This window comes from Pseudomonas macauensis, from assembly GCF_047902425.1.
Lineage (GTDB): Bacteria > Pseudomonadota > Gammaproteobacteria > Pseudomonadales > Pseudomonadaceae > Pseudomonas.
This window is the reverse complement of sequence record NZ_CP138377.1, coordinates 3,323,511-3,349,579: the sequence shown is the minus strand read 5'-3', so window position 1 is coordinate 3,349,579 and position 26,069 is coordinate 3,323,511. Positions and strand designations below refer to the sequence as shown.

The following is a 26,069-nucleotide window of genomic DNA, read 5'->3' as shown; positions in this document are numbered from 1 at the left end:
GCGAACCGCCCAGCTACAGAGTCGTCGGCTAGCACTGTTCGCGAGCAAGCTCGCTCCTACGAAAAGCAAAGCGATCAATGCGCCGGCAGAATCCGCCCACGGCATTCGCCGAAGCCGATCGACGGGTAGCCGTCGCGGCGGCAGCGGGCGCGCAGGATGATTTCGTCGCCGTCTTCGAGGAAGCGGCGCTCCTCGCCATTGCTCAGCACCACGGGCTGTTTGCCGCCGGTAGTCAGTTCCAGCAGGCTGCCGAAGCTGTCCGGGGTTTCGCCGGAGAGGGTGCCGGAGCCGAACAGGTCGCCCGGTTGCAGGCGGCAGCCGTTGACGCTGTGGTGGGCAACCATCTGCGCCACGGTCCAGTACATGTTCAGCGTGTTGCTCAGGGCGATGCGTTCCGGCGCCTGGTGCTCGTGGCGCATGCGCGAGGTGAGCAGCAGCACTTCCAGTTCGATGTCCAGCGCGCCGTGCTTTTGGTCGGCCTCGTCATAGAGATACGGCAGCGGCTGCGGGTCGCCTTCCGGGCGGGCCGGCTGGGCGGCGCGGAAGGGTTCCAGCGCCTCGGCGGTCACCACCCAGGGCGAGATGGTGGTGGCGAAGCTCTTCGACAGGAAGGGCCCCAGCGGCTGGTATTCCCAGGCCTGCACGTCGCGTGCGGACCAGTCGTTGAGCAGGCAGAAGCCGGCGATGTGCCCGGCGGCGCCGGAAATCGGGATGGCCTTGCCCTGTTCGTTGCCCTGGCCGATCCAGATGCCCAGTTCCAGCTCCAGGTCCATGCGCGCGCAGGGGCCGAATACCGGTACGTCGAGGCCGGCGGGCAGGGTCTGGCCGTTGGGGCGGCGCACTTCGGTGCCGGAGGGCACGATGGTGGAGGCGCGGCCGTGGTAGCCGATGGGCACGTACTTGTAGTTGGGCAGCAGCGGATTGTCCGGGCGGAACAGCTTGCCGACGTTCTTGGCGTGGTGGATGCCGACGTAGAAGTCGGTGTAGTCGCCCACCTTGGCCGGCAGGTGCAGGCGGCACGCGGCCTGGGGCTTGAGCAGCGCGGCGCCCAGGTGCTCCATGCGCTTCTGCTCGCTGCTGCCTTCGCTGAGCAGGTGGATCAGCGCATCGCGCAGGGTGCGGCGGGCGGTGGGGCCGGCGGCGAAGAAGGCGTTGAGGCTGTCGCCGCTGGCGACCAGCGCGGCCTGGTGGGCGGCGCCGTGGAAGAGGCCGGCTTCGCAGGCGGTCTTCAGGTCGAAGATGTAGTCGCCGATGGCGACGCCGCCTCGCGCCGAGTCACCCGGTGGGCTGAACACGCCCAGGGGCAGGTTCTGCAGGGGGAAGTCCGGGTGGCCGTTGGCCGATTCGATCCAGCTTTTTGCGTTGTGGGAGACGCTCATTTCATTGCTCCGAAGAGGGGGCGAAGGTCTTCTGCATGCCGCTCCAGCAGGCATCATAGTCGCGCTGCAGTTGCGGGCAATCGAGGGCGAAGCGGCTGGGGCGCAGCACGCGGCCGGTCTCGAACATGAAGGCCATGGTGTGATCGATCTTGTGCGGTTTCAGGTCGGCGGCGATGGCCTGCCGGGTGGTGGCGTTGTCCGGACCGTGGGCGCTCATGCAGTTGTGCAGCGAGGCGCCGCCGGGGACGAAGCCGTCGGCCTTGGCGTCGTACACGCCCTGGATCAGACCCATGAATTCGTTCATCAGGTTGCGGTGGAACCACGGCGGACGGAAGGTGCTCTCGGCCACCATCCAGCGCGGCGGGAAGATCACGAAGTCCATGTTGGCCATGCCGTGGGTGTCGCTGGGCGAGGTGAGCACGGTGAAGATGGACGGGTCGGGGTGGTCGAAGCTCACCGTGCCGATGGTGTTGAAGCGGCGCAGGTCGTACTTGTAGGGCACGTTGTTGCCGTGCCAGGCGACCACGTCCAGCGGCGAATGGTCGAGGGTGGTGGCCCAGAGTTCGCCGAGGAATTTCTGCACCAGTTGCACCGGGCCTTCGACGTCCTCGTAATGCGCCACCGGGGTGAGGAAGTCGCGCGGGTTGGCCAGGCCGTTGCTGCCGATGGGACCGAGGTCGGGCAGGCGCAGGGCGGCGCCGTGGTTCTCCGCCACGTAGCCGGCGGCGGACGCTTCCAGCAGCTCGACGCGGAAGCGCATGCCGCGCGGGATCACGGAGATCTCCAGCGGTTCGACTTCCAATACGCCCAGTTCGGTGACCAGTCGCAGGCGGCCGGCTTGCGGCACGATCAGCAGCTCGCCATCGGCGTTGAAGAAGGCCCGGCTCATGGAGCGGTTCGCGCGGTAGGCATAGACGCTGACGCCGCTGGTGGCTTCGGCTTCGGCGTTGGCGGCCATGCATAGCAGGCCGTCGACGAAGTCGGTAGGCTCCTGCGGCATCTCGAAGCTGTTCCAGCGCAGGCGGTTGGGTGTCACCGGGCCCAGGGCGGTGCCGGTGATCTGCCGTTCCAGGCGCTCGTAGCGCGGATGTGCGGCGGACGGGCGGATGCGGTACAGCCAGGTGCGCCGGGCCTCGCTGCGCTGGACGGTGAAGGCGGTGCCCGAGAGCAGTTCGGCGTAGAGGCCGTAGGGGACGTGCTGCGGTGAGTTCTGCCCGACGGGCAATGCGTTGGGCAGGGCCTCGCTGGCGAATTCGTTGCCGAATCCGGACAGGTAGGCCGGGGCGCGGGAGGCAGTCATGGTGGTTTCACTCTTTTTATCGTAATTGAATTACGATTAACGTAATTTCATGTTGGCAGGCCGTCAAGCCCACCAGGGAGTCCCTTTAAGTTGAAGACCCAGAACGAACCGCAAGAGTCCGCCCCGACGAAGGGCAAGAAGGTGCAGTCCGCCGAGGTCGGCACCGAGATCCTCAAGGCCCTGGCGGACCTGGCGCCGAGCACCTCGCTCAAGCGCCTGGGCGAGTACCTGGAGATGCCGGTGGCCAAGGTTCATCGCTATCTGCAGGCGCTGATCGCCAGCGGTTTCGCCGAGCAGGACCCGGTCACCAACCATTACGGATTGGGCCGCGAGGCGCTCTATGTCGGGCTGGCGGCGATTCGCCGGCTGGATGTGGTGAAGGTCGCCAGCCCTGCGCTGGCCGAGCTGCGCGACAGCCTGGGGCAGACCTGCTTCCTGGCCATCTGGGGCAGCCACGGCCCGACCGTGGTGCAGGTGGAACCGGCGCAGGGGATGGTCACCCTGGTGACTCAAGTGGGTTCGGTGCTGCCGGTGCACGGGTCGTCCACCGGGCTGGTGTTCGCGGCGTTCCGGCCGGGGCTGGAGGAGGGCGCGGATCAGTCAGTGCTGGAGAGCATTCGTGCCGAGGGGCTGCATTCGATCCATGGGCTGCTGATGCCGGGGGTGAATGCGCTGTCGGTGCCGCTGTTCGCCACCGGGCGGGAGCTGGCGGGGGTGATTACGGTGGTGGGGTCGGAGGCGAGCTTCTCGGCCGATTTGCACGGCGAGGCGGCGCGGGGATTGCTGGAGGCGGCGCGGGAGATCAGCTTGCGGATGGGAGGGGAGGTCTGAACCTGCTCTTCGTAGGAGCGAGCTTGCTCGCGAACCTCCCAGCTCCGATGCTGCCGGGAGGGCCGTTCGCGAGCAAGCTCGCTCCTACCGGTATTACAGGTATTGGGTACCTTAGCCTCGCCCAACCTGCTTCGCCGCCGCATCCCTCCCGCCCAGGTCGAGCACTTCCCGCACCAGCATGGCGATGCTCGACACGCCCATCTTTTCCTTGATCTTGGTGCGGTGCACATCGACGGTCTTCACGCTGATGTTCAGCTCGCGGGCGATGACCTTGCTCGCCTTGCCGTCGATCACCATACCCAGCACTTCGCGTTCGCGGCCGGTGAGCAGGTCGAGCTTGCTCTGCAAGTGCTGGCGCTGGGTGGCGCCCGCGTGGACCTGCACGGCGTCCTTCAGCGCGGCCTGGATGCGTTCGAGCATCTGCTGCGGGTTGTAGGGCTTCTCGACGAAGTCGATGGCGCCGTTCTTCATCGCCTTCACCGACATGGGGATGTCGCCGTGGGCCGAGACGAACAGGGTCGGCAGCGCGATACCGCGCTCGTTGAGGATCTCCTGCAGCTGGAAGCCGCTGGTCTCCGGCATGCGCACGTCCAGCACCAGGCAGGCGGGCTGATCGGGGTCGTAGTGGCTGAGGAATTCGTCGGCGCCGGCGAAGCACAGGGCCTGCACGCTGACCGATTCGAGCAGCCAGGCCAGCGAGGTGCGCAGGTCCTTGTCGTCGTCGACGATGTACACAACGGGTTTACGGGGTTCCATTTCGGGCTACCACGGCATTTCTAATTATTTTTCACCCCGAGGGGCGCAAGGCATGTCAGGGAGAATAACCACTGGAACCCTCGCTGACGATAAAGAAACCCCCTAGATGACTAGCGGCGATCTCCCCCCGGCATGGAGTTCGTCCGAATATTTCCGCCTGGTCCCGGCGCTTACTCTCGTTCCATCAGTCACGGACCGCCTTGCGCGCGGTCCCCCGAGAGGAAGGGTGCCGAGATGGCCGACCTTAGCCAGACCCAGATCGACTTCCGCAACGCCATGGCGCAGCTGCCGGCGGCGGTGAACATCATCACCAGCGACGGCCCTGGCGGGCGCTGCGGCATCACCGCCAGCGCGGTGTGCTCGGTCACCGATTCGCCGCCGACCGTACTGGTCTGCATCAACCGCAACAGCGCCAGCCACGACGTGTTCCGCGACAACGGCTACCTCTGCGTCAACGTGCTGCGCGGCGAGCAGGAAGAGCTGGCGCGGCACTTCGCCGGAATGACCCGCGTACCGATGGAAGAACGCTTCGCCTGGGACCTGTGGGACAACGCCTGCCCCGAGGCGCCGGTGCTGCGCGACGCGCTGGTGACCCTGGGCGGACGGATCAGCGAGTGCAAGCAAGTGGGTTCGCACTCGGTGATGTTCGTCGAGCTGGACCAGGTCGCCGTGCGCGAGCAGGGCGACAGCCTTGTGTACTTCAACCGCCTGTTCCATCGCGTCGACCGTACCGCCGCGACGCCCGCCCCCTGAACCCGAACGGTAACACCGCCAGGAGCAGCGCCGTCAGCGAACGCATCGAGTCGATCATCGCCGACCTGCCGGGCATCCGCCGACCGTCAATAACAACAAGACGAGGTAACCCCGAATGACCGTGAAGATTTCCCAGTCCGCCGACATCCAGAAGTTCTTCCAGGAGGCCGCAGGTTTCGGCAACGACCGGGGCAGCCCACGCTTCAAGGCGCTGATCAACCGTATCCTCATCGATGCCGTGCGCATCATCGAGGACATGCAGGTCACCGACGACGAATTCTGGAAGGCGGTGGACTACCTCAACCGCATGGGCGCGGGTCAGGAGGCCGGCCTGCTGGTGGCCGGTCTGGGCCTCGAACACTTCCTCGACCTGCTGCAGGACGCCCGTGACGAAGAGGCCGGCCTCACCGGCGGTACCCCGCGCACCATCGAAGGTCCGCTGTACGTGGCCGGCGCGCCGCTGTTCCAGGGCGAGGCGCGCATGGACGATGGCAGCGACGCGGGCGTCGCCACGCCGATGTTCCTCGAGGGCCGGGTGCTGGACCTGGACGGCAACCCCATCGCCGGCGCCACCGTCGACCTCTGGCATGCCAACACCAAGGGGATGTACTCCTACTTCGACCAGAGCCAGTCGGAGTTCAATCTGCGTCGCCGCATCGTCACCGACGCCGAGGGCCGCTACAAGGCGCGCAGCATCGTGCCCAGCGGCTACGGCTGCCCACCGAGCGGCACCACCCAGGAAGCCCTGAATCTGCTCGGCCGCCATGGCCAGCGTCCGGCGCACATCCACTTCTTCATCTCGGCGCCGGGGTATCGCCACCTGACCACGCAGATCAACCTGTCGGGTGATGAGTACCTGTGGGACGATTTCGCCTATGCGACCCGTGACGGGCTGGTGGGCGAAGTGGCGTTCCGCGAGGACGGCGCTCGCGGTGTGGCGGGGCGTTATGCCGACCTGCAATTCAACTTCCAGCTTCAGAAGGCCGTGGATGCCGACGCCGAACAGCGCAGCCAGCGTCCGCGGGCGTTGCAGGTGCAGGGCGCCTGATTCTGCCGCTGCTACAAGATCAAAGGCCCCTCACCCTAGCCCTCTCCCGCAAGCGGGAGAGGGGACCGGTCGGTGCAGGATGGAAACGCGGCGTCAGCCGGCACGGCCTGCCCCCTCTCCCTGAAGTAAAGGGCTGGGGTGAGGGAAAAGTGCAGGCATGGACTGTCCAGAAGCGGGCAGTTGCTCCTGCGAAAGATCGTCCCGCCAACGGCGGACACGATCCGTGTCTCAAACCCTGAACCGCTGAATCAACTGCCGCTGGTAATCCGCCATCTCGTTCAACCGATGGCTGACCTGCGCCGACTGTTCCGCCTGCCCCGACAGCGAATGGGTCACGTCGCGGATGGCTTCGATATTGCGGTTGATCTCCTCGGCGACGCAGCTCTGTTCCTCCGCGGCGCTGGCGATCTGCAGGTTCATCTCGCTGATCAGGTTGACCGACGTGGCGATGCGCTGCAGCGCCTCCACCGCCTGCTGCACCTGGCCGACGTTGTGCTGCGCCAGGCCGTGGCTGCCGTGCATGGCCTGGGCGACGTCGCGGGTGCCGGCTTGCAGGTTGGCGATCACCTGGCGAATTTCCTCCACCGAGCTCTGCGTGCGCTGCGCCAACCCGCGTACTTCGTCGGCGACCACGGCAAAGCCCCGGCCCTGTTCGCCGGCGCGGGCGGCTTCGATGGCGGCGTTGAGGGCGAGCAGGTTGGTCTGTTCGGCGATGGAGCGGATCACCTCCAGCACCTGGCCGATCTGCTCGCTGCGTTCGGCAAGGTCCTGCACCTGGCTCATGGCGGCGGTCATGCCCTGGGCGAGTTCACCGATGCCATCGGTGGCATGGGCGATCAGGCCGAGGCCTTCGCGCGCGGCATGGTCGGCCTGGCTGGCGGCCGCCGCAGCCTGGGCGGCGTTGCGCGCGGAGTCCTGGGCGGTAGCGGACATCTCCTGCAACGCCGTCGCCACCTGGTCGATCTCGCGGAACTGCTGCTGCATGCCGTCGCTGGCCTGGCGGGCGACCAGCGCCGACTGGTCGGCGGTGGAACGGGCGTCGCTCACGGCGCCCTGCAACTGGCCGATCACCGGCTGCAGCTTGTCGAGGAAGCGGTTGAAGCCCTGCGCCACTCGACCCAGCTCGTCGCGGCGGCTGTAGTCGAGGCGCCGGGTGAGGTCGCCGTCGCCATCGGCGATCTCCTCGACCATGCCGGCCAGGCGCAGCAGCGGGCGCGTGACGCCGCGCGCGGTGAGCCAGACCAGGGCGATGCCGAGCAGGCTCAGCAGCAGGCCGACACCGAACTCGACCATCGAGCCGTGGGCGCGTTCGTCATCCATGGCACGCTGCAGGCTCACGGCGGGCGCCATCAGGGTGTCGTGCGGCACGCTGAGCAGCACGCCCCACGGCGCGGCGCCGGTGATCGGCTCCAGCGGTTCGAGCACCTGGATCTGTTCGGCATCGCTGAGGGTGAACGGCTGGTTGCGTTGCTGCGCGGCGAGCAGATCCTTCGCCCTGGCAGGCTGCACGTCGGGCAGTCGCTTGCCGACAGTGGCGGCGTCCTGGCTGTTGCCGGCGATCACCCCGGCCGGGCTGAGAATGCTGATGCGGCCGCTGCCGTCGTACAGGCCGGCGGCGCTGGTGCGGGCATTCTGCTGCAGGCTGTCGAGGCTGATGTCGAGGCCGACCACGGCGATCACGCGGCCATCCTCCAGCAGCGGGAAGGCAATGCTGGTGACCAGCCGGCGGGTGCCGGAGGCATCGTCGTTGTAGGGATCGAGCACGCACGCCTGGCGGCTGTCGCGCGGGCAGGTGTAGAAGGCGTTGTAGGGCTTGCCGCTGGGGCCGGGGGAGGTGTCGGAGAGGGTCTTCTCGTCGCCGATCACCGGTGTCGGCACGCCGCCTTCGCCGCGTACCCAGTAGACGGAGAAGCGCCCGGTCTCGTTGCTGCCGGCCTCGGCGTCGCCGTGGAACTGCGCATCGGCGTTGTCCAGCGCCTGTGGCTCGAAGACCAGGTAGAGACCGAGCAGGTCGGCCTTTTCGGCGATGGCATCGCGCAGCTCATGAGTGAGGCGCTGGCGCAGCGTGCGTGCATCGATCTCGCCGCGCGCGGACTGGGCGCGCAGGCTCAGCAGCTGGCGGCTCACCCCCAGGCCATAGTCGTAGGTACGCAGGAACAGGCGTTGCAGTTGCAGCGCCTGCACCTTGCCCTGGGCCTGCAGGTTGGTTTGTGCGGCGCCGGCGAGCATCTGCCGGCTGGCGTCCTTCACGCGGGCGGTGCTCTGCTGGTTCTGGTACAGCGACAGGCCGACCAGCAGGGTGACCACCAGGGTCAGGCACAGGCCGGCGAGCAGGACGATCTTGCGCTGGATATTCAGGATGGGAGCGGGCATGGGGAGGTACCTGATGCGGAAAAAGGAACGGGGCGGCGCCTTGCAGCGACCGCCCCGTGGCGTCATGCGCGACCGTGGTCAGTACATGAAGGCGAAGACCACCTGGCTGTACAGGTTGGTGTCGTCGTTGCCCAGCTGGGTGCCGCCTTGCTCGGCGCTCTTGTCCGGCCGGTAGAGGCCGATCAGCGGCATCACCATCAGGTTCTGGGTGACACCCCATTCCGCGTACAGGTCCAGTTCCTGGCCGTCGGTGTTGCCCAGGTCCTTGTCGAGGGTCTTGAAGTCGAACAGCATGGCGCCGAGGTTCAGGTTCTCCAGCGGGGAGACCTTGAAGGTGAGCTGCTGGATCTTGCTGTTGCTGTTGAAGGGGCCGGCGTAGTTGCCCGCCACTTCGCCCTGGAACCAGGTGCCGTAGCCGCGGCTGAAACCGTAGAACAGGGTGTCGTAGTTCTCCGAGAAGCGGCTGTAGCGGTAGCTGACGCCCGGCGTCCAGGCCACGTCCTTGAAGGTCCAGCCGGCTTCCAGGTACCAGGCGTTCTCGTTATCCACGTGACGCTTGTCCTGCTCGGCGTATTCGCCGGAGAGGAACAGGTTCTCCACGCCGGCATTGCCGGTGGCGCGCAGGCTGTAAGTCTTCATGTCGCGACGGTCGAGCTGGAGGGGCGAGGCGTATTGCTCGTCGATGTCGGTGACGTCGATGTAGGTCAGGCCGACGGTGCCGGCGTCCGCCACGTGCTCCAGGGTGCCGACGTAGAGCTCGGACTTGGCCTGGGCGCGGTTGTCCGATTTCAGCCACATCAGGTCGCTGCGCCAGCCTTGCTTGCCGCCCAGGCGCAGCACGGCGGTTTCGTCGAAGTTCTTGCGCGCCGCCAGGTAGTAGGCGCCGCCCCGGTTGAACTCACCGTCGGCCACGCCCTTGCCCAGGTTCAGCGCGTCGCCGTCGATCAGGAAGCCGTCGCCGACCACGATGTTCTGCCGGCCGAAGGACAGGTCCACGCCGTCTTCGCCCAATGCCGGGAACAGGCCGCCGGAACGCCAGCCGAGGGAAGCGTCCTCGATCTTGGTGGTGCGCTCGGAGCCGTCGCTGAAGCCCGCGGCGTCGCCGTCACCCCAGGTGCCGGAACTGAGCAGGCCGAAGGCGCCGTAGGTAGTGCCCGCGCCGGCCAGGCCCTGGTCGAAGCTCAGTCCGTACTTCACGTAGCCTTCGCGCCAGGACGACGAGCCTTCGCTCAGCCGGCCGCTGGGCGCGTAGTTCTCCTGGCTGTGGAAGATGCCGAAGGTCGCTTCCAGGTTGGCGTTCAGGTGAGTGTCGTCGTCGGAGTACAGTTCGTAGGCGCTGGCATTGCCGGCCCCGGCGATGAGCAGGGCGAGCAGGGTGGGGCGCAGCAGGGCGGCGTGGGTCATGGTGAAGGCATCCGTTTCGTTATTGTCGATTGAGGGGATGTGACTTCTGCCGATGCTAAGGAAGGGCTGGCGCTGTGCCGTTGCTCCTGTCTGCCAAGTGATTGTGTGTGATTGCCAGATCGGTGGGCCGTTGCCGCGCCGTCTTTGTAGGAGCGAGCAAGCTCGCTCCTACAGGGGGGCAGGACTTAGCGCGAGCGGGAGATCAGTGACGGCTGTTCGGCGTAGAGACGCTTGTACAAGGCCGAGAAGTGACTGGAGCTGGCAAAGCCCAGGTCCAGCGCCAGGTGGGTGATGCTCTGCTGCGGCTCCTGCTTGAGCCGGCGCCGCGCCTCGGCCAGGCGCAGGCTGAGGAAGAACTGCTGCGGCGTGCTCTGGCAGATCTGTCGGAAGCAGTACTGCAAGGTGCGCTGGCTGGTGTTCAGGCTCTGGCTCAGTTCCAGTAGCGACAGTGGCTCGGAGAGGTCCGCCTGCATGCGTTCGATGGCGGCCAGCACCAGACGGCGATGCTGCTGCAGCGAGCGCGGTGCGCCGTCACGGGCGCTGTCCGGGAGGATTTCCTCCAGTGCCTGCAGCACGTTGCTCAATACCAGAGCGACGGCGTGGCCGGCCTGCTGCGGGTCGTCCACCCGCCACGGCTCGCCCTCGAAGGCGGTGATGGCGTCGCACAGGCTGCGTCGCAGGTCGCCTGCACCGGTCGGCGAAAGTTGCAGGCGCCGCTGTTGCAGTGCGCGTTCGAACAGCTCGCGTTCCTCGGCGCCGAGGAGACAGTCCAGCTGTGGCTGGCTGAAAGTCAGGCCGAGCATGTGGATTTCCCCGGCGGCGCAGATTTCAAGCTCGCGGCCGCCTTCGAGCACCAGCAGGGTGTCGTCGTGCAGGGCCTGGCCGTTGAAGCGCGAATCGCCGCTGGCGCGCAGCGGAATGCCGATGACCAGATGGCCGGCGGGCGGCGCCATGTTCTCGTGCAGGTGCAGGTTGGAATGTTCGTAGATCAGCGAGGCGCCGGGCAGCTGTACATGCAGCAGCTCCGCCTGCAGGCGGCCATGGCCGAGCTGGGTGTAGTCCTGGCTCCAGCCGGTGAGGGCGCAGGCCAGTTCATCGGAGTCGGTTGCCTGGTGGCGGGCTATGCCGGTCATGGCGGTTTACCTCGGTGGTGCGCCGAGTATCGGTCAGTGCTGGCGCGCAGGCTTGTGCCTGCGCGCCAGAGGCTTGCGGCGCTCTGCCAGATTCAGTGGCCGGCGAGGTAGGCGCCGGCCAGTGTACAGGCGCGTTCGATCAGCATGGGGGCCAGTTCCCGAGCGGTCTCGCTGTTGCGCCGGGTGTGCACCCAGCCCAGGTAGGTGGTGCCGCGCAAGGCGAGGAACAGCGGCAGCGTGGCGCGGTCGGCGGCGGACAGTGGCTTGACCGAATCGTACCCGGCCAGCAGCGCCGCCTGGATCTGCGCCAGGCGCGGGTCGTCCAGGCAGAAGTACAGCGCGGTAGCCAGCTCGAACATGTGCCAGCCGAAACCGGCATCGTCGAAGTCGATCAGCTGCAATTGGCCGTCCTCGAGCAGCAGGTTTTCCGGCACCAGGTCGGCGTGGATCATGCCGAAGTTGCTCAGGCTGCGGCCGTAGCGGCGCAGGTCCAGGCGGGCTTCCTGGCGGGCACGCTGGAGCAGTTCGCGTTGCCCGTCGCTGAGCAGGTCCAGCTCCCAGAAACGCCCCCAGAACGGGTTGGTGCCCACCAGGCCTTCCTCATCCCAGGCGTGCCGGGTGAATTCGTTGGGCTGCCGCCACTGGGCCGAGTTCAGGTGGATGCGCGCGGCCACGGCGCCAGCCTGGTGGAACAGCGCCTCGATATCGCCATCAGCGCTCAGGCCCTGTTCGGCGGAGCCCAGCGTGCTGCCGGACAGCCAGCCGAGCATGTCGACGAAGCGCGATTCATCGAGTGCCTGGCTGCGTACTTCGGCCAGGTGTTCGCCGCTGCGGGTGCGGATGATGCTGGGCACACCGATGCCGCCGGCGGCCAGCTGTTCCATCCAGGTCAGCTCGGAGCGCAGCGCCGCCTCGCTGTGGTAGCCGCCGCGATGCACGCGCAGGGCGCTGCGCGTGCCGTCGCTGCGGGTGGCGCAGAACACCGCGTTCTCGCGGTACTTGAGCAGCTCCAGGCCGACGAAATCGCCGTCCCAGTGGCGCAGGGCGTCCAGCGCCAGGTCGCGCAGGCAGGCGATCTGCTGGTCGTGAGTCAGGCTCGAAAAGTCGTCCATGGTGGCTCCTCAGAGTTCGCTCAGGACCTGGTCCAGGGTGTCGATGAACAGCTCGCCATGCTCGGCGTCGAACACCAGCGGCGGGCGGATCTTGAGGATGTTGTCGTCGCCGCCGATCTTGCTGATCAGCACGCCGCGCTGGCGCATGGCGTTGACGATGCGCCGCGCCTCGATGCCGGCCGGCTCGCGGCTGGCGCGGTCGCGCACCAGCTCCACGGCGAAGAACAGGCCCTGGCCGCGCACGTCGCCGATGATCGAGTGGCGCTCGGCGAGGCGGTGCAGTTCGGCATTGATCTTCGCGCCCTGGCGCCGGGCGTTGCCTTGCAGGTCCTGCTCGGCGATCACGTCCAGCACCGCCTGGCCGACGGCGGCGGCCACCGGCGAGCCGCCGAAGGTGTTGAAGTACAGGTTGCTGCGGCCGAAGGTCTCTACGCGCTCGCGATTGGTCACCACGCCCGCCAGGGGGAAGCCGTTGCCCATGGGTTTGCCGAGGGTGACGATGTCCGGCACCAGCGGGTGCGACTGGTGCCCCCACAGGTGGTCGCCGGTGCGGGCGAAGCCCGATTGCACCTCGTCGGTGATCAACAAGCCGCCGGCCTCGCGCACCAGTTTCGCCACGCGCTCCAGGTAGCCGGCCGGCAGGCGCGGGATACCTTCGTTGGCGAACAGGGTGTCGATCAGCATGGCGGCCAGGCCGACGCCGGCCGCCTGCAGTTCGGCGATGGCCTCGGCGACCTTCGCCACATAGCGGTCGGCGACCTGCTCGGGTGTGCCGTCCGCATGGTAGAGACAGGGGATCGGCACGGCACGGGCATGGGCCGAGAACGGTTCGGAACTGGGCAGCGCGGTGGTCACCGCCGCCAGGGTGGTGGTGTTGCCGTGGTAGTTGTAGTCGCTGACGATCACGCCCTTGTTGCCGGTGGCGAAGCGCGCCATGCGCAGGGCCAGCTCGTTGGCCTCGCTGCCGGTGCAGGTGAACATCAGCGTGTCCAGCGGCTCGGCGAAGGTTGCGGTGAGGCTCTCGGCGTAGCGCACCACGCGCTCGTTGAGGTAGCGCGTGTGGATGTTCAGCGTTGCCGCCTGCTCGGCCATGGCCGCCACCACCCTGGGGTGGCAGTGGCCGACGCAGGGCACGTTGTTGTAGCAGTCCAGGTAGCGCTTGCCGGCGGCATCGATGAGCCAGACGCCTTCGCCTTTCACCAGCTCCAGCGGCTCGTCGTAGAACAGCGGCGAGGCGTCGCCCATCACCTGGTGGCGGCGTTGCAGCAGGGTCGGTTCAGACATGTTCGGCATTCTCCAGTGGTTTGCCCGCGCGGGCGGCGCGCAGCAGGTAATTGAGGATGAGCGCGGCGACCACCAGGGCCAGCGCGCTGAGCATGGCCACTTCCAGCTGGAAGCAGGCGGCGATCACCACCAGCGTCAGCAGCATGCCGACGGCCGCCACCACAGGGCCGCCGCGCAGGCGGAACGGGCGGGCCAGGCCCGGCTGGCTGCGATGCAGGCGCAGGTAGGCGGCGAACAGCACCAGGTGGCAGCTGCCCAACAGCAGGACGATGCACAGCAGGAGCTTTTCCGGCGGCACCAGGGTCAGCGGCAGGCCGATCACGGTCAGCACCAGCAGCGCGACGTAGGGCGCGCCACGGCGGTTGGTGCGGGCCAGCGCGGCGGGGAAGAAGCCGTCACGGGCGAGGGCGAACAGCTGGCGCGAGGCGGAGAACACCACCGAGAAGAAGGTCGCCAGCAGGCCGCACACGGCACCGGAACCGACCAGCAGCGGCAGCCAGTCACGCTCGCCGTAGAGCCCGCCGTGGGTCATGGCGGCGTACAACGGGTCGCCGGCGTTGCCGACCACCTGCACCCCGGCGGCGCCCGGCGCGCTGATCACCACGGTCAGGGCGGTCAGCAGCAGGGTACCGACGGCGGCGATGATCCCGCGCGGCATGCTGCGACCCGGATCGGCGGCTTCTTCGGCGGCGGACGCGACCTGCTCCAGGCAGATGAACATCCAGATGGCGAAGGGCACGCAGGCGAATACGCCGGCGACGCTCACGCCCGGCAAGGTCGCGCTGGCGCTGGGCAGCAGGTTTTCCCAGTGCACGTGGGGCAGCATGGCGCCGCCGAAGGCCAGCAGCGCGACGGCGGCGATGGCGCCGGCCAGCAGGGTCAGCCCGAGGGCCTCGCCGACGCCGATGATGTGGATGCCGATGATCACTGCGAACAGGCCGATCCGCACCGGCCAGCCGCCGAAGCCGAACACCGATTCCATGTAGGCGGCGAGGAAGTTGGCGGCCCCGCCGGTGCCGATGGTCAGCGCCAGCGCACAGGCGGCGCCGACCAGGTAGCCGACGAAGGGCCCGAACGCCAGCTGCGCGTAGGCGAACACGCCGCCGGCGTGGGGCCGCGCGGTGGAGAGTTCGCACACGCACAGCGCCAGGCCGCCGCAGAGTACGGCCATCAGCAGGGTGGCGACGAGCATGTTGGCCCAGCCGCTGCTGGCCAGGCCGTAGTTCCAGCCGGAGAACTGCCCGGCGATGACCAGCGAAATGCCGAGCCCGGCGATCTGGGGCCAGCGAAGTACGCCTTGTTTGAGCATGGTGATTATCCCTTGCCTGTGAGTGATGTGGGGTGAACGGCAGTCAGCCGCGCGCGCCGGAGCGCAGCGGGCAAGGGAGTGCGCCGGCGTCGGCCGACGGTTGGATGCGTGGAGTCATGGAATGGGCCCTTCTTGTTGTTTTATGGGGTAAGCACGCTCCCGCCGTCAGGTGCGGCGGGCAGGGAGAAGGTACGAATGGCGCGGGGTGGGGCGATATCAGAAATGCGCAAAGTCGCGGAGTGGGGGCATTTGCGGGTGCGAGCCTGGTTCCGGCCTTGTCAGCGGATCGCGGAGAAGATCCGCTCTTAAGAAGCATTTGCGCTCGGGTGAGGGGGAGTGCGCAGACACGGTCCGCCCGGAGCAGGACAGTTGCTCCTGCAGGTCATCTCACACGCTGCCGTCGATACACCGCACGCAAAAAAAAAGCCCGCCAGAGGCGGGCTGCAGGAGACCAAAGGAATCACGGCTTGCTGATGCCATCGTCGATGGCGATGCCTTTCGCGCGCATCTGGCTGATCAGCCCGGCGCGGGTCGAGGGCAGGTTGAGCATGGCTTCGTGGCGGATCGCCGCGACTTCCTGCTCGGTGTACGGCTGGTAGTTGGCCGGCATGCTCTTACCGGCCATGCCGTCCTCGCGCATGATCCAGTTGATCAGGTCCGCCAGCTGCGCATTGCTCAGCGCCGACTGCGACATCCCCGGCACGCGCACGAGGAACTGGCGCCCGCCTTCGACCTTGAGGAAGTTGCCGACGAAGCCCTTCATTCGCGGCGTGTCGTTGGCGGCCGAGCCTTCGCCGTCGCCCAGGTGGCAACCGGCGCACTGCAGCTGGTAGTTCACCGCCGTGCTGTAGTGCGCCTGGGCAATCGGCGTCTGCGGCGACTCGTTGCCCGGCGCGTGTTTCTGGTTCGGATTGGGGATGGCCCGGGCCATGGCGAGCGGAGCCGCCATGGCGCAGACCAGTCCGACGATCAGCAGCGAGCGCATGGGCGCCTCACACCGCGACGCCGCGGATGATCGAAACGGTGCAGTGGTAGATGTGCGACTTGGCGGCCAGGCACCAGTTCACATCGTTGTTGTTGAACGGACGGTAGGCCGGTTCCTCGCTGTCGTTGCGGGTGCAGGCACACTGGTTGCAGCTGTGCTTACCGCAGCAGTCGTTGTAGGAAATGATGTAGTCCTTGCCGTCAGCCGGGTTGCGACAGGTGCCGATCCAGGTCACCTGGGAAGCCTCGGTGCCGGGCGGGCAGGAGGTCACGCTACCGCCGCAGCAGGAGCAGAGGAAGCCGTCGATGGAGCAGTAGCGCCAGTAGTCGCAGCTGTTCGGGTCGCCCGGATCGCCGGCCTTGGGGGCTTCGGCAGCCAGCGCCTTGCTGGTGCGGTCGATCGGCAGCAGGACCGGCAGTGCGGCGCCGGCGACCATCAGCGAGCCGAGGCGGCCGAGCAGCTTGCGGCGGGAGGTGGTGTCGGCCACGTGACGGGCGGAGCGCTCGAACAGGAGGTCGAGGAGTTTCATGGGGATCTCCTTTCGTTATCGTTATGCGTGGGAGTGCGGGGTGTCGTGGTCGTGCGCGTGGGCATGGCCGTGCAGGTACTGCTGCAGGGTGGCGCTGCCCAGGTGCTCGGCCTCGAACAGGCTGTCCAGGTGCTCGCGGGAGTTGACCAGGCCCTTGGAACGCAGGATGCCGTTCTGGTCGATCAGCGCCGCGTAGGGCAGCTTGCCGATCTGGTAGGTCATACCGACTTCCGGGCCGACCACGTAGGTCGCGTCTTCCAGCTTGTGTTCGCGGATCAGTGCCTGCTGGGCATCCATGTCGCCATCGCTGACGTACACCACCTCGAGGCGGTCGGCCTGCTGCTTGGCGATGGACTTGATCGCCGGCAGCAGCGACTTGCAGATCGGGCAGGTCGGCGAGAGGAAGAACAACAGCTGGGCTTTCTCGCCGGCATAGCCGAAGTTGACCGGGCGACCTTTGCGATCAGCCGCGGTGACCTGGGGCGCGGGTTCGTTGACCGCGACGCCCTTGTCGACCATCAGTGCGCCGGCCGGGGCCAGGCGCGAGTGGAGGACGCCGATCTGGCGAACCAGACCCATGACAGCGAAGGCCAGGGCGATCAGCAGCGCCCAGAGCAGGATGTTGGAAACGATCAGAGCTTCCATGGTTCACCTTCCAATGAGTTTGAACAGACGGGGGCCGTTGGACAGCAGGCCTTCGGCGGCGGCATAGATGAGCAGGGCGGTGGTACTGGCGGCGATGACCACGAAGCCGTCGAACAGACCGAGCTCGCGGGTCTGCGGCGACAGGCCGGCGGCCAGTGCCAGGGCGACCAGGATGGCGTTGCGGGCCAGCAGCACCGGACGCAGCGGTTGCGCCTGGTCAGGGCCGGAGCAGCCACAGTCGATGTCACGGCGGCCGCGCCACAGGTTGAAGCCAATGGCGGCGGCATACAGCGCCAGCAGCAGCGCGGCGATCAGCGCGGCACCCGCCCGGCTGGCCGGAACCAGCAGGGCAAAGGCGACGCCGATTTCCAGCAGCGGCAGGCCACGGGCGACCGGCTTGAGCAGCACCCTGGGCAGCAGCTGGTAGTCTTCCAGTTGCCGGGTGAAGCGGCCCGGCGCACGCAACTTGTGGGTCGCGGCGTTGGCCAGGATCACCGAGATGGAGACGGCGCTGGCGATGACGTAGATGGGATCGATGTTCATGAGCTGTGCCTCGCTCAGTGACTCATGATCTGAGTCGCGGTTTTGTGCAGCTTTTCCATGGTCCCGGTGAGCTTGCCGGTCTTCAGGTCGAAGATGTCCACGCCGCCCTCGACGTTGATGCCCAGCAGCAGCGGGTTGGCGTCGCTGGTTGCCTGCAGGCTCCAGATCGGCGCCTTGCCTTCCAGCGTGCCGACCTTCTTGTGGGTCTTCAGGTCGAAGGCCCAGATGATCGGGCTCGGGTCTTCCCACTTCATCGGCTCGTGGGCGTCATGCATCAGCACGTAGAGGCGGTCCAGCTTCGGCGCGACGGCCATCAGCTGCCAGCCGCCCGGCGCCCAGCCGGCCTTCTTCTCTTCGTCGGTGACCAGCGACCATTCGGGCAGGACTTTCGGCTGCTTGCCGGACAGGTCGATGCCACGCACGGTGCCGGTGGTGGTGGTGAAATAGTAGGTGTCGCCAACGTTCACGGCGCGCTCGACCAGCTTCTCCTTGTCCGGGGAGAAGAACGGCGTGCGGGTGCGGGCCGTTTCCTTGCCGTCGTCGCCGAGGGTCACCAGCTGGACGCTGCCGTCGCCGCACAGCGAGGCGATGCCGCGCTTGCCGACCGGGTAGCTGAGCACGCAGCCGGGAATGGCGATTTCGCTGGTGACGGATTTGGCCTGGGTGTCGACCACGGTGATCGAGGTCGACGGAGTGAAGTTGTAGACGTAGACGAAACGGTCATCGGAACTGGTGCCGATGCCGAAACGCTGGGTCAGCGACTCGGCGCGCTTGGACGGGATCACCACTTCCCAGTCCGGCGACAGGGTCGAGGTGTTCCAGGCGGTCAGCACGTCGGTGCGGGTGCCACGGGTACCACGCGAATAGAACAGGTCGGCGCTGTACAGCAGCTTGCCGTCGCGGCTCAGGGTCGAGGGCGCGGCGAAGCCGGTGCTGACCATGCCCAGCAGGCGCTTCTGGTCCGCATCGATCACGGTTACCCGGCCGGCGACGAAGCTGTCGAACTCGACGTCGACCACGTAGGCGCGGTGCGGGCTGGGCGGGAACGGGAGGGTGGTCTGGCCGATGCCCTTGTCGGCCGGTAGGTCGGCGAACGCGCCGTGCACGCAAGCAAGCGCCACGCCGAGGGCCAGCGTTGTCTTGGCGAGGATCCTGTTTATTCGCATCAGGTGGACTCCCTGGATTTATTGGAATTGTGGAGCGTCAGAGGTGGCAGGGTTCTACGGATCAAGTCTGCCCGCGACGGTTCGCGGGGGAATTGTTCTGCGTGCCAATCGGTTGTCTGGCCGTGCCACTGCTGCCTGAATGGTCACGGTCGGCGGGTGGGCGAAAGGCGTGCTTGTCCGGGGCGCGCTGCGATGGGTCTAGATGAATGTAGAGCACGTTGGCGTGGGGGCTTGGGGAATCTTTGCGGTGCTATGGCGGGGAGGGGCGCAGGGGTTTGATTTTTTGCCAGATGGGGCAGGGCTGTACGCCCTAGGCAGGTGATTTTTGTAGGAGCGAGCTTGCTCGCGAACAGAGCCCCCCTGCGATATCGGTGCTGGGCGGTTCGCGAGCAAGCTCGCTCCTACGGGTGTTCATCTGGCAGGCCGGGTGCAGTGGCGGGCTTTTGCGGACAGGGTCCGCTCCCACAGCAAGCCACGATTCCCCCTCAAGCGACACGCAAAAAAAAAGACCGGCCCGAAGGCCGGTCGAGGATTACACCGGAGTGGAAACCGTCGAGCCTCAGGCGCGCTTGAGCACCAGGGTCAGGATGTCGTAGCTGGCCACCAGCTCGCCGAGCTGGTTGGTGACTTCCACGTCCCAGGCCACCACGCCCTGTGGCTCGCCCTTTGGACTCTTCTTGCCCTGGTCGATCTTGCGCTTGCAGGTCAGGCGCGCCTGGATGGTGTCGCCGATGCCCACCGGGTTGATGAAGCGCAGGGTATCCAGTCCGTAGTTGGCCAGCACCGGGCCGACGCCGGGGGAAACGAACAGGCCGGCCGCCGCTGAAAGCACGAAATAACCGTGGGCGATGCGCTTGCCGAACTGCGAGTCCTTGGCGGCCAACTCGTCGAAGTGCATGTAGAAGTGGTCGCCCGACAGGCAGCCGAAGTTGACGAGGTCGGCCTCGGTGACGGTGCGGCGGTGGGTCAGCAGCGACTCGCCGATCTTCAGGTCGTCGAAATGGCGGCGGAACGGGTGTACCTCGGTCTCGTAGACCCGGGCGCCGCGCACGTACTCGCCGGTGACGGCCATCAGCATGGTCGGCGAACCCTGTACGGCGGTGCGTTGCAGGTAGTGCTTCACCGCGCGCAGGCCGCCCAGTTCTTCGCCGCCACCGGCACGGCCCGGGCCGCCGTGCTTGAGCACTGGCAGCGGCGAGCCATGGCCGGTGGATTCGGTGGCGGATTCGCGGTCGAGGATGTGCAGGCGGCCGTGCAGCGCGCCCATGGCCGGAACGACCTTGGCGGCCACCTGCGGATCACGGGTGATCAGGCTCGCCACCAGGCTGCCCTTGCCGCGGGCGGCGAGGGCGATGGCTTCGTCGATGTCGTCGTAGGCCATCAGGGTGCTGACCGGGCCGAAGGCTTCGATGTCGTGGGCGCCGCCCTCGGCGTGCGGGTCGCGGCTGCGCAGCAGGGTCGGGGCGAAGAACGCGCCTTCGCTGACGCCGTCACCGCGGGGGGCGAAGCCATCCTTGGCGCCGAATACCAGGTCGCTGAACTTCAGCAGGGCTTCCACGCGTTCGGCCACGTCGGCCTGCTGGGCGTGGGAGGCCAGGGCGCCCATCTTCACACCGTCCACCGACGGATCGCCGACCACCACCTTGGCCAGACGCTCGCGCAGGCGCTCGGCGACTGCATCGATGTGCCTGGCGGGAACGATGGCGCGGCGGATGGCGGTGCATTTCTGCCCGGCCTTGACGGTCATCTCGCGGGCCACTTCCTTGACGAAGAGGTCGAATTCCTCGTCGTCCGGGGTGACGTCCGGGGCGAGGATGGCGCAGTTCAGCGAGTCGGCCTCGGCGTTGAACGGCACGGAATTGCGGATCAGGTTGGGGTTCACCCGCAGCTTGGCGGCGGTGTCGGCGGAGCCGGTGAAGGTCACCACGTCCTGGCCCTGCAGGCGGTCCAGCAGGTCGCCGGTGCCGCCGATGATCAGCTGCAGGCTGCCGGCCGGGAGCAGGCCGGACTCGTGCATCAGGCGCACGGCGGCTTCGGTGATGTAGCTGGTGGCGGTGGCCGGTTTGACGATGCACGGCATGCCGGCGAGGAAGCTCGGCGCGAACTTCTCCAGCATTCCCCAGATCGGGAAGTTGAAGGCGTTGATGTGCACGGCGATGCCGCCGCGCGGCACCAGGATGTGGCTGCCGGCGAACTTGCCGGTCTTGCCCAGCGGGATTGCCGGACCTTCATGGACCACGTTGCCGGACGGCAGCTCGCGGCCGCCGACGCCGGCGTAGGCGAACAGGGTGCCGGCGCCGCCTTCGATGTCGATCCAGCTGTCGGCGCGGGTGGCGCCGCTGTGGCGGGAAATCTCGTAGAGCTGTTCCTTGCGCTCGGTCAGGTACAGCGCCAGGGCCTTCAGGCGCTGGGCGCGCTGCTGGAAGTCCATGGACATCAGTTCCTTGAGGCCCTGCTCGCGCGCATGGGCGACGGCTTCGGCGAAGTCCAGCGCCTCCTCGTGGGTGCGCGCCACGGTCTGCCCGTTGAGCGCGCTACGCAGCGCCTGGGCGCCATGCTGGCCGACCCAGCGGCCGCCGATGAAACTTTGCAGGATTGGCTCTTGGGCCATGGTTGTCTTCCTCCGGATCGCTACGCAAGGGTGCCGGCTGCTGCCGGTGACCGCCGCGCCGGGTGGGCATCGGCGGCGCGTTGTAAGGTGGCGGTACGAGCCGCCGGATAAGGTCCGCCAAGACCTTGTGGGCCGATGACGGTGGAGCTGTTTGTTGTAGGAGCGAGCTTGCTCGCGAACCTGATTGGCGCCGGCCCTGCCGGCGAATCGCGGACAGAGTCCGCTCTTACGAGAAGCGCGCCGGGCTCACTCTGTAGGAGCGGACCTTGTCCGCGAATCCTTCTGCGCACGCCGAAGCAACGGCAGAGTGCGGTTCGCGAGCAAGCTCGCTCCTACAGGCTCTGGATCAGAGCTGGTCGAAATCGAGCACCACGCTGTCGCTGACCGGATACGCCTGGCAGCTCAGCACGTAGCCGGCAGCCACTTCGTAGTCCTCCAGGGCGAAGTTGCTGTCCATCTCCACCTCGCCGGACACCACCTTGCACTTGCAGGTCGAGCACACGCCGGCCTTGCAGGAGTAAGGCAGTTCGGCACCGTGTTCGTTGCCGGCATCGAGCACGCTGACGCTGTTGCGCGCCAGTTCGAAGGACAGCTCGCGGCCGTCGCTGATCACGGTGATCTGGCTCTTCGCGCTGTCGATTGCGGCGGCGGCCTGGCGGGCTTCGCGTTTCTCGTTGCTGCCAGCGGCGGCGAAGAGTTCGAAGTGGATGCGTTCGGCCGGCATGCCATTGCCCTTGAGCTGGTCGCGCACGGTCTCGGTCATTGCCTGCGGGCCGCAGATGAAGGCGGCGTCGAGGCTCTTCACGTCGAGCCAGCGGCTGAACAGCTGGCCGCATTTGTCGGCATCGATGCGGCCGTTGTAGAGGTCCACGTCCTGTTGCTCGCGGCTGAACACGAAGATCAGGTTGAGGCGCTGCAAGTAGCGGTTCTTCAGGTCCTCGAGCTGCTCGCGGAACATCGCGGCATTGCTGGAGCGGTTGCCGTAGATCAGGGTGACGCGACTGTGCGGCTCGGTTTCCAGGGTGGTCTTGACGATCGACAGGATCGGCGTGATGCCGCTGCCGGCGGCGACCGCCAGGTAGTGGCCGTGGCGCGCAGGATCGAGCTCGACGCAGAAGTGGCCGGAGGGCGGCATCACTTCCAGGCTGTGGCCGGCCTTCAGGCTTTCGTTGGCGTAGGCGGAGAACAGGCCGCCGGCCACGCGCTTGATCGCCACGCGTAGCTCGCCATCGTTGACGCCGCTGCAGATGGAGTAGGAGCGGCGCAGTTCCTCGCCGTTGAGCTGGGTGCGCATCACCAGGTGCTGGCCCTGGGTGAAGCGGAAGCTGTCCTGCAGGTCTGCCGGGATATCGAAGGCGATGGACACCGCATCGCGGGTTTCCGGGCGCACTTCCTTGATTTTCAGGCTATGGAATTTGCTCATTGTTCTTCTCCGGTGACGCGGTCACTCAGATGCACTTGAAGTAATCGAACGGTTCGCGGCAATCGACACAGCGGTACAGCGCCTTGCAGGCGGTGGAGCCGAACTGGCTGAGCTGCTCGGTGTGCAGGCTGCCGCACTGCGGGCAACGCACTTCCGGGGTCTCGCCGAGCAGGCTGCGCTTGCTGGTGCTGCCGGCCGGCGGAGCGATGCCGTAGTCGCGCAGCGCCTTGCGGCCCTCGTCGCTGATCCAGTCAGTGGTCCAAGCCGGGTTCAGCCGGCGCTCCAGTTGCGGCGCGGCGAAGCCGGCCTGTTCCAGCGCGTGCTGGATGTCCTGCTCGATGACTTCGGTGGCCGGGCAGCCGGAGTAGGTCGGGGTGACCACCACATGCAGGTGGCCGTCCTGCCAGTCGAGCCCGCGCACGATGCCCAGATCGACCACGCTGACCACCGGCACTTCCGGGTCCATCACTGCGCCGAGCACGCTCCAGGCGCGGCTGAGGTCGTCAGCCGTGCCGGCACGGGCGCCGCGATCGCTGGTAATCAGCTCACCAGGTCGCATCGGGGTAGGCTCGCTGGAGGAACTGCATCTCGGCCAGGAGAATGCCCAGGTGCTCGGTGTGCAGGCCGCGGCGGCCGCTGAGGTAGAAATTCACCGCGGGCTCGGGCACAGGCAGGGTCGCGGCGGCAAAGATGTCGGCGACCTTGGACTTCCAGGCGGCAGCCAGCTCGGTCGGATTCGGCGCGACCCCGGCCTCGAACAGGCGCTGCTCGATCTCGTCGGCATTGCAGAGTTCGACGGTGAAACGCCACACCTGCGGAATCGCCGCGAGCATGCGCGCATGGCTTTCCTCGGTGCCGTCGCCCAGGCGCTGCACCCACTCGGAAGAACGGCGCAGATGGTAGGTGACTTCCTTCAGAGCTTTGGCGGCGATGGCTTTGACGCGCTCGTCGCTGGAGCTGCTCAGCGCGTGCAGCACATGGAAGTGCCAGGCGTCATAGAGGAACTGCTTGGTCATGGTCACGGCGAAGTCGCCGTTGGGCTGCTCGACCAGCAGCAAGTTGCGGAAGGCGCGCTCGTCGCGGCGGAAGGCCAGGGCGTCGGCGTCGCGGCCGTCGTCCAGCAGTTCCACGGCGTACTCGTACCAGTTGCGTGCCTGGCCCACCAGGTCGAGGCCGACGTTCATCAGCGCCAGTTCTTCTTCCAGCGCCGGGGCGTGGCCGCACCATTCGCACAAGCGCTGGCCCTGGATCAGGGCACTGTCGGAGAGGCGCAGCAGGTATTCGATCTTGTCGTTATGCGGATTCATGCACGCGATCTCACATGTGGCCGACTTCGGGCGGCAGCTCGTAGAAGCTGGCGTGGCGGTAGACCTTGTCCTGCGACGGATCGAACAGCGGATCCTTCTCGTCGGGGGAGGAGGCGGTGATCAGCGCGGAGGGCACCACCCACAGGCTCACGCCTTCGTTGCGGCGGGTGTACAGCTCGCGGGCGTTCTCGATGGCCATGGCGGCGTCGGCGGCGTGGACGCTGCCGACGTGCTTGTGGTTCAGGCCGTGCTTGCTGCGGACAAACACTTCAAAAAGGGTCCACTCGGACATGACTTTTCTCTCCTCGCGGCTCAGGCAGCGTCTTTTTTCTGTTGTTGTTTGCGGGCGTAGGCGACCGCGGCTTCGCGGACCCAGGCGCCGTCTTCGATGGCCTTGCGGCGGGTGGCGACGCGCTCGGTGTTGCACGGGCCGTTGCCCTTGAGCACTTCGTAGAACTCTTCCCACTGGATGTCGCCGAAGTCGTAGTGGCCGCGCTCCTCGTTCCATTTCAGGTGCGGGTCCGGGGCGGTGCAGCCGAGCAGCTCCAGTTGCGGCACGGTCTGGTCGATGAAGCGCTGGCGCAGCTCGTCGTTGCTCTGGCGCTTGATCTTCCAGGCCATGGATTGCGCGCTGTTGGGGGAGTCGGCGTCGCTGGGGCCGAACATCATCAGGGCTGGCCACCAGAGGCGGTTGATGGCGTCCTGGACCATGTCCTTCTGCGCCTGGTTGCCGTGGCGCATCATGGTCAGGAGGATTTCGTAGCCCTGGCGCTGGTGGAAGCTCTCTTCCTTGCAGATGCGGATCATGGCGCGCGAGTAAGGGCCGTAGGAGGTGCGCTGGAGCACCACCTGGTTGACGATCGCCGCGCCATCCACCAGCCAGCCCACAGCACCCATGTCGGCCCAGTTCAGCGTCGGGTAGTTGAAGATGCTCGAGTACTTGGCCTTGCCCGAATGCAGCTTGGCGATCTCGGTGTCACGGTCGGCGCCCAGGGTTTCCATGGCGCTGTACAGGTAGAGGCCATGGCCGGCCTCGTCCTGGATCTTCGCCATCAGTTGCAGCTTGCGCTTCAAGGTCGGCGCGCGGGTGACCCAGTTGCCCTCGGGCAGCATGCCGACGATCTCGGAGTGGGCGTGCTGGGAAATCTGCCGGATCAGCGTCTGGCGGTAGGCGTCGGGCATCCAGTTCTTCGCCTCGATCTTGATCTCAGCATCGATCTTTTCCTGGAAGGCGCGTTCTTCCGGCGACATCTCGTCCAGCGCCTTGATGCGCTTCACGCCGGTCTCAACCAGTTGTGCGTACATGCTGTGTCTCCAGCCTTTTGTCGTGTTCGTGGGACGGCCTTGGCCATGGCTGTAGTTTTAAATGATACAGAAATGAATGTCTAACACTAAATGATGTGTCGTAATTGGATTTTGTATCGCTTTGGCGGGTGTAGGGGGCTTTGGATTAGCGAGAAACGGTTGGTTTTTCGCGATTAATCTGGCGAATTGCATTAAAAATGAAGGTAATTTGCGGGGATTGTCTGCGCGCTTGCTTCGCTTGAATGGCGGGCTGTTCTGGGCCGGGAAGGCGACGAAGTGATACAAAAAATATGTTTATATGAGTTTATTGCTGATTGTTGTGTGGGTTTGTAGGAGCGAGCTTGCTCGCGAACCGCACAATTCCATCGCCGCCGGAAAGCATGGTTCGCGAGCAAGCTCGCTCCTACGAAGAGCCGGAAGGCGTCAGGCCTGGACGATCACCTCGAAGCCGCCAAAGATCATGCGTTGCCCGTCGAAGGGCATGTCGTTGAAGTCGGTCTTCATCCGGGCGTCTTCCATGAACTTCTTCATGCCTTCGTCCCGTGCGGCCTTGCTGGGCCAGGTGATCCAGGAGAACACCACGGTTTCATCCTCCTTGAGCTTCACTGCCATGGGGAAGGAGGTCACCTTGCCTTCGGGCACGTCATCGCCCCAGCACTCGACGACGCTGATGGCGCCATGCTCCTTGAACAGCGCCGCCGCCTTGCGTGCCACCTCCATGTAGCGCTCCCGGCTGGCGGTGGGTACCGGTACGAGGAAGCCATCGACATAGTTCATCGTTCATCTCCTGCGAGTGGGCGGTCGGCGGATGCCGGCTGCCTTTGAGGGATAGTCGAAGGGCGTGGCGGGAAATCGACAGCGACCGGTGGTGAG

Annotated in this window: 24 protein-coding genes; 3 read left to right on the top strand and 21 right to left on the bottom strand. The window is 66.6% G+C overall.

The window, feature by feature from the left end:
• Positions 1–74: 74 nt before the first annotated feature.
• Both fahA and hmgA read right to left on the bottom strand, forming a co-directional pair.
• Positions 75–1,379: a fumarylacetoacetase gene (gene fahA, locus SD196_RS15360; RefSeq protein ID WP_416310367.1), complete on the bottom strand. Its 1,305-nt coding sequence runs from the start codon at positions 1,377–1,379 to the stop codon at positions 75–77.
• Between the two features lies 1 nt (position 1,380).
• Positions 1,381–2,679: a homogentisate 1,2-dioxygenase gene (hmgA, locus tag SD196_RS15355; protein ID WP_416310366.1), complete on the bottom strand. Its 1,299-nt coding sequence runs from the start codon at positions 2,677–2,679 to the stop codon at positions 1,381–1,383.
• 90 nt (positions 2,680–2,769) lie between these two features.
• Between hmgA and SD196_RS15350 the strand changes: the two genes are divergently transcribed.
• Positions 2,770–3,510 carry an IclR family transcriptional regulator gene (locus SD196_RS15350; RefSeq protein WP_416310365.1) on the top strand — a complete coding sequence of 247 codons (741 nt, stop codon included), beginning with the start codon at positions 2,770–2,772 and terminating at the stop codon, positions 3,508–3,510.
• Between the two features lie 111 nt (positions 3,511–3,621).
• Here the strand turns inward: SD196_RS15350 and SD196_RS15345 are convergent, their stop codons facing one another.
• Entirely contained in the window at positions 3,622–4,266 is a 645-nt protein-coding gene (locus tag SD196_RS15345) for a response regulator transcription factor (RefSeq protein WP_331319501.1), read from the bottom strand.
• 234 nt (positions 4,267–4,500) lie between these two features.
• Here SD196_RS15345 and hpaC point away from each other — a divergent pair, with 234 nt between their 5' ends.
• Together hpaC and catA are read left to right on the top strand one after the other, a co-directional pair.
• Positions 4,501–5,019: a 4-hydroxyphenylacetate 3-monooxygenase, reductase component gene (gene hpaC, locus SD196_RS15340; RefSeq protein WP_331319500.1), complete on the top strand. Its 519-nt coding sequence runs from the start codon at positions 4,501–4,503 to the stop codon at positions 5,017–5,019.
• Between the two features lie 115 nt (positions 5,020–5,134).
• Entirely contained in the window at positions 5,135–6,067 is a 933-nt protein-coding gene (gene catA, locus SD196_RS15335; protein ID WP_416310364.1) for a catechol 1,2-dioxygenase, read from the top strand.
• Between the two features lie 228 nt (positions 6,068–6,295).
• Here catA and SD196_RS15330 read toward each other — a convergent pair whose 3' ends face one another.
• The 18 genes from SD196_RS15330 to SD196_RS15245 all read right to left on the bottom strand — a co-directional run bounded on the left by SD196_RS15330 (position 6,296) and on the right by SD196_RS15245 (position 25,973).
• Complete coding sequence (locus tag SD196_RS15330; protein ID WP_416310363.1) at positions 6,296–8,440, bottom strand: methyl-accepting chemotaxis protein; 2,145 nt, start codon at positions 8,438–8,440, stop codon at positions 6,296–6,298.
• Between the two features lie 78 nt (positions 8,441–8,518).
• Positions 8,519–9,844: a hypothetical protein gene (locus SD196_RS15325; RefSeq protein WP_331319497.1), complete on the bottom strand. Its 1,326-nt coding sequence runs from the start codon at positions 9,842–9,844 to the stop codon at positions 8,519–8,521.
• Positions 9,845–10,029: 185 nt separating this feature from the next.
• A complete protein-coding gene (locus SD196_RS15320) occupies positions 10,030–10,977 on the bottom strand; it encodes a helix-turn-helix domain-containing protein (protein WP_416310362.1) in 948 nt (315 codons plus the stop codon).
• 92 nt (positions 10,978–11,069) lie between these two features.
• Positions 11,070–12,089 carry a phosphotransferase enzyme family protein gene (locus tag SD196_RS15315; RefSeq protein ID WP_416310361.1) on the bottom strand — a complete coding sequence of 340 codons (1,020 nt, stop codon included), beginning with the start codon at positions 12,087–12,089 and terminating at the stop codon, positions 11,070–11,072.
• 9 nt (positions 12,090–12,098) lie between these two features.
• On the bottom strand, positions 12,099–13,373 hold the full coding sequence (locus SD196_RS15310) for an aspartate aminotransferase family protein (RefSeq protein WP_416310360.1): 1,275 nt from the start codon (positions 13,371–13,373) through the stop codon (positions 12,099–12,101).
• A complete protein-coding gene (locus SD196_RS15305; protein WP_416310359.1) occupies positions 13,366–14,682 on the bottom strand; it encodes an amino acid permease in 1,317 nt (438 codons plus the stop codon). The genes SD196_RS15310 and SD196_RS15305 overlap by 8 nt, the downstream gene beginning before the upstream one ends.
• Before the next feature lie 460 nt (positions 14,683–15,142).
• Positions 15,143–15,667, bottom strand: a complete 525-nt coding sequence (locus tag SD196_RS15300) for a cytochrome C (protein WP_343573674.1) — start codon at positions 15,665–15,667, stop codon at positions 15,143–15,145.
• A 7-nt stretch (positions 15,668–15,674) separates the two neighbouring features.
• Positions 15,675–16,196 (bottom strand): methylamine dehydrogenase light chain, encoded by a 522-nt coding sequence (locus tag SD196_RS15295; protein WP_331319491.1) that lies wholly within the window; start codon positions 16,194–16,196, stop codon positions 15,675–15,677.
• 21 nt (positions 16,197–16,217) lie between these two features.
• On the bottom strand, positions 16,218–16,841 hold the full coding sequence (gene mauD / locus SD196_RS15290; RefSeq protein WP_331319490.1) for a methylamine dehydrogenase accessory protein MauD: 624 nt from the start codon (positions 16,839–16,841) through the stop codon (positions 16,218–16,220).
• 3 nt (positions 16,842–16,844) lie between these two features.
• Positions 16,845–17,384: a MauE/DoxX family redox-associated membrane protein gene (locus tag SD196_RS15285; RefSeq protein WP_416310358.1), complete on the bottom strand. Its 540-nt coding sequence runs from the start codon at positions 17,382–17,384 to the stop codon at positions 16,845–16,847.
• A 14-nt stretch (positions 17,385–17,398) separates the two neighbouring features.
• A complete protein-coding gene (locus tag SD196_RS15280; protein WP_331319488.1) occupies positions 17,399–18,550 on the bottom strand; it encodes an amine dehydrogenase large subunit in 1,152 nt (383 codons plus the stop codon).
• A gap of 559 nt (positions 18,551–19,109) precedes the next feature.
• Positions 19,110–21,161 carry a phenylacetic acid degradation bifunctional protein PaaZ gene (gene paaZ / locus SD196_RS15275; protein ID WP_416310357.1) on the bottom strand — a complete coding sequence of 684 codons (2,052 nt, stop codon included), beginning with the start codon at positions 21,159–21,161 and terminating at the stop codon, positions 19,110–19,112.
• 346 nt (positions 21,162–21,507) lie between these two features.
• Positions 21,508–22,584, bottom strand: coding sequence for a 1,2-phenylacetyl-CoA epoxidase subunit PaaE (gene paaE, locus SD196_RS15270; protein ID WP_416310356.1), 1,077 nt, complete (start codon positions 22,582–22,584; stop codon positions 21,508–21,510).
• 25 nt (positions 22,585–22,609) lie between these two features.
• Positions 22,610–23,143 carry a 1,2-phenylacetyl-CoA epoxidase subunit PaaD gene (gene paaD, locus SD196_RS15265; RefSeq protein WP_331319485.1) on the bottom strand — a complete coding sequence of 178 codons (534 nt, stop codon included), beginning with the start codon at positions 23,141–23,143 and terminating at the stop codon, positions 22,610–22,612.
• Positions 23,130–23,891, bottom strand: a complete 762-nt coding sequence (paaC, locus tag SD196_RS15260) for a 1,2-phenylacetyl-CoA epoxidase subunit PaaC (protein WP_343573692.1) — start codon at positions 23,889–23,891, stop codon at positions 23,130–23,132. The genes paaD and paaC overlap by 14 nt, the downstream gene beginning before the upstream one ends.
• Before the next feature lie 10 nt (positions 23,892–23,901).
• Positions 23,902–24,183: a 1,2-phenylacetyl-CoA epoxidase subunit PaaB gene (gene paaB, locus SD196_RS15255; protein ID WP_017520939.1), complete on the bottom strand. Its 282-nt coding sequence runs from the start codon at positions 24,181–24,183 to the stop codon at positions 23,902–23,904.
• Positions 24,184–24,203: 20 nt separating this feature from the next.
• On the bottom strand, positions 24,204–25,196 hold the full coding sequence (gene paaA, locus SD196_RS15250; protein WP_017520940.1) for a 1,2-phenylacetyl-CoA epoxidase subunit PaaA: 993 nt from the start codon (positions 25,194–25,196) through the stop codon (positions 24,204–24,206).
• Between the two features lie 423 nt (positions 25,197–25,619).
• Positions 25,620–25,973 carry a DUF1428 domain-containing protein gene (locus SD196_RS15245; protein WP_370601560.1) on the bottom strand — a complete coding sequence of 118 codons (354 nt, stop codon included), beginning with the start codon at positions 25,971–25,973 and terminating at the stop codon, positions 25,620–25,622.
• Between the last annotated feature and the right edge of the window lie 96 nt (positions 25,974–26,069).

Coding starts and splice junctions, on each gene's coding strand:
- SD196_RS15305 (WP_416310359.1), bottom strand. CDS start 14,682: ATGCTCAAACAAGGCGTACTTCGCTGGCCCCAGATCGCCGGGCTCGGC.
- SD196_RS15325 (WP_331319497.1), bottom strand. CDS start 9,844: ATGACCCACGCCGCCCTGCTGCGCCCCACCCTGCTCGCCCTGCTCATC.
- SD196_RS15285 (WP_416310358.1), bottom strand. CDS start 17,384: ATGAACATCGATCCCATCTACGTCATCGCCAGCGCCGTCTCCATCTCG.
- SD196_RS15330 (WP_416310363.1), bottom strand. CDS start 8,440: ATGCCCGCTCCCATCCTGAATATCCAGCGCAAGATCGTCCTGCTCGCC.
- catA (WP_416310364.1), top strand. CDS start 5,135: ATGACCGTGAAGATTTCCCAGTCCGCCGACATCCAGAAGTTCTTCCAG.
- SD196_RS15310 (WP_416310360.1), bottom strand. CDS start 13,373: ATGTCTGAACCGACCCTGCTGCAACGCCGCCACCAGGTGATGGGCGAC.
- paaZ (WP_416310357.1), bottom strand. CDS start 21,161: ATGGCCCAAGAGCCAATCCTGCAAAGTTTCATCGGCGGCCGCTGGGTC.
- fahA (WP_416310367.1), bottom strand. CDS start 1,379: ATGAGCGTCTCCCACAACGCAAAAAGCTGGATCGAATCGGCCAACGGC.
- paaC (WP_343573692.1), bottom strand. CDS start 23,891: ATGAATCCGCATAACGACAAGATCGAATACCTGCTGCGCCTCTCCGAC.
- paaA (WP_017520940.1), bottom strand. CDS start 25,196: ATGTACGCACAACTGGTTGAGACCGGCGTGAAGCGCATCAAGGCGCTG.
- paaE (WP_416310356.1), bottom strand. CDS start 22,584: ATGAGCAAATTCCATAGCCTGAAAATCAAGGAAGTGCGCCCGGAAACC.
- SD196_RS15345 (WP_331319501.1), bottom strand. CDS start 4,266: ATGGAACCCCGTAAACCCGTTGTGTACATCGTCGACGACGACAAGGAC.
- SD196_RS15300 (WP_343573674.1), bottom strand. CDS start 15,667: ATGCGCTCGCTGCTGATCGTCGGACTGGTCTGCGCCATGGCGGCTCCG.
- SD196_RS15320 (WP_416310362.1), bottom strand. CDS start 10,977: ATGACCGGCATAGCCCGCCACCAGGCAACCGACTCCGATGAACTGGCC.
- SD196_RS15280 (WP_331319488.1), bottom strand. CDS start 18,550: ATGCGAATAAACAGGATCCTCGCCAAGACAACGCTGGCCCTCGGCGTG.
- SD196_RS15315 (WP_416310361.1), bottom strand. CDS start 12,089: ATGGACGACTTTTCGAGCCTGACTCACGACCAGCAGATCGCCTGCCTG.
- hpaC (WP_331319500.1), top strand. CDS start 4,501: ATGGCCGACCTTAGCCAGACCCAGATCGACTTCCGCAACGCCATGGCG.
- paaD (WP_331319485.1), bottom strand. CDS start 23,143: ATGCGACCTGGTGAGCTGATTACCAGCGATCGCGGCGCCCGTGCCGGC.
- SD196_RS15245 (WP_370601560.1), bottom strand. CDS start 25,973: ATGAACTATGTCGATGGCTTCCTCGTACCGGTACCCACCGCCAGCCGG.
- paaB (WP_017520939.1), bottom strand. CDS start 24,183: ATGTCCGAGTGGACCCTTTTTGAAGTGTTTGTCCGCAGCAAGCACGGC.
- mauD (WP_331319490.1), bottom strand. CDS start 16,841: ATGGAAGCTCTGATCGTTTCCAACATCCTGCTCTGGGCGCTGCTGATC.
- SD196_RS15295 (WP_331319491.1), bottom strand. CDS start 16,196: ATGAAACTCCTCGACCTCCTGTTCGAGCGCTCCGCCCGTCACGTGGCC.
- hmgA (WP_416310366.1), bottom strand. CDS start 2,679: ATGACTGCCTCCCGCGCCCCGGCCTACCTGTCCGGATTCGGCAACGAA.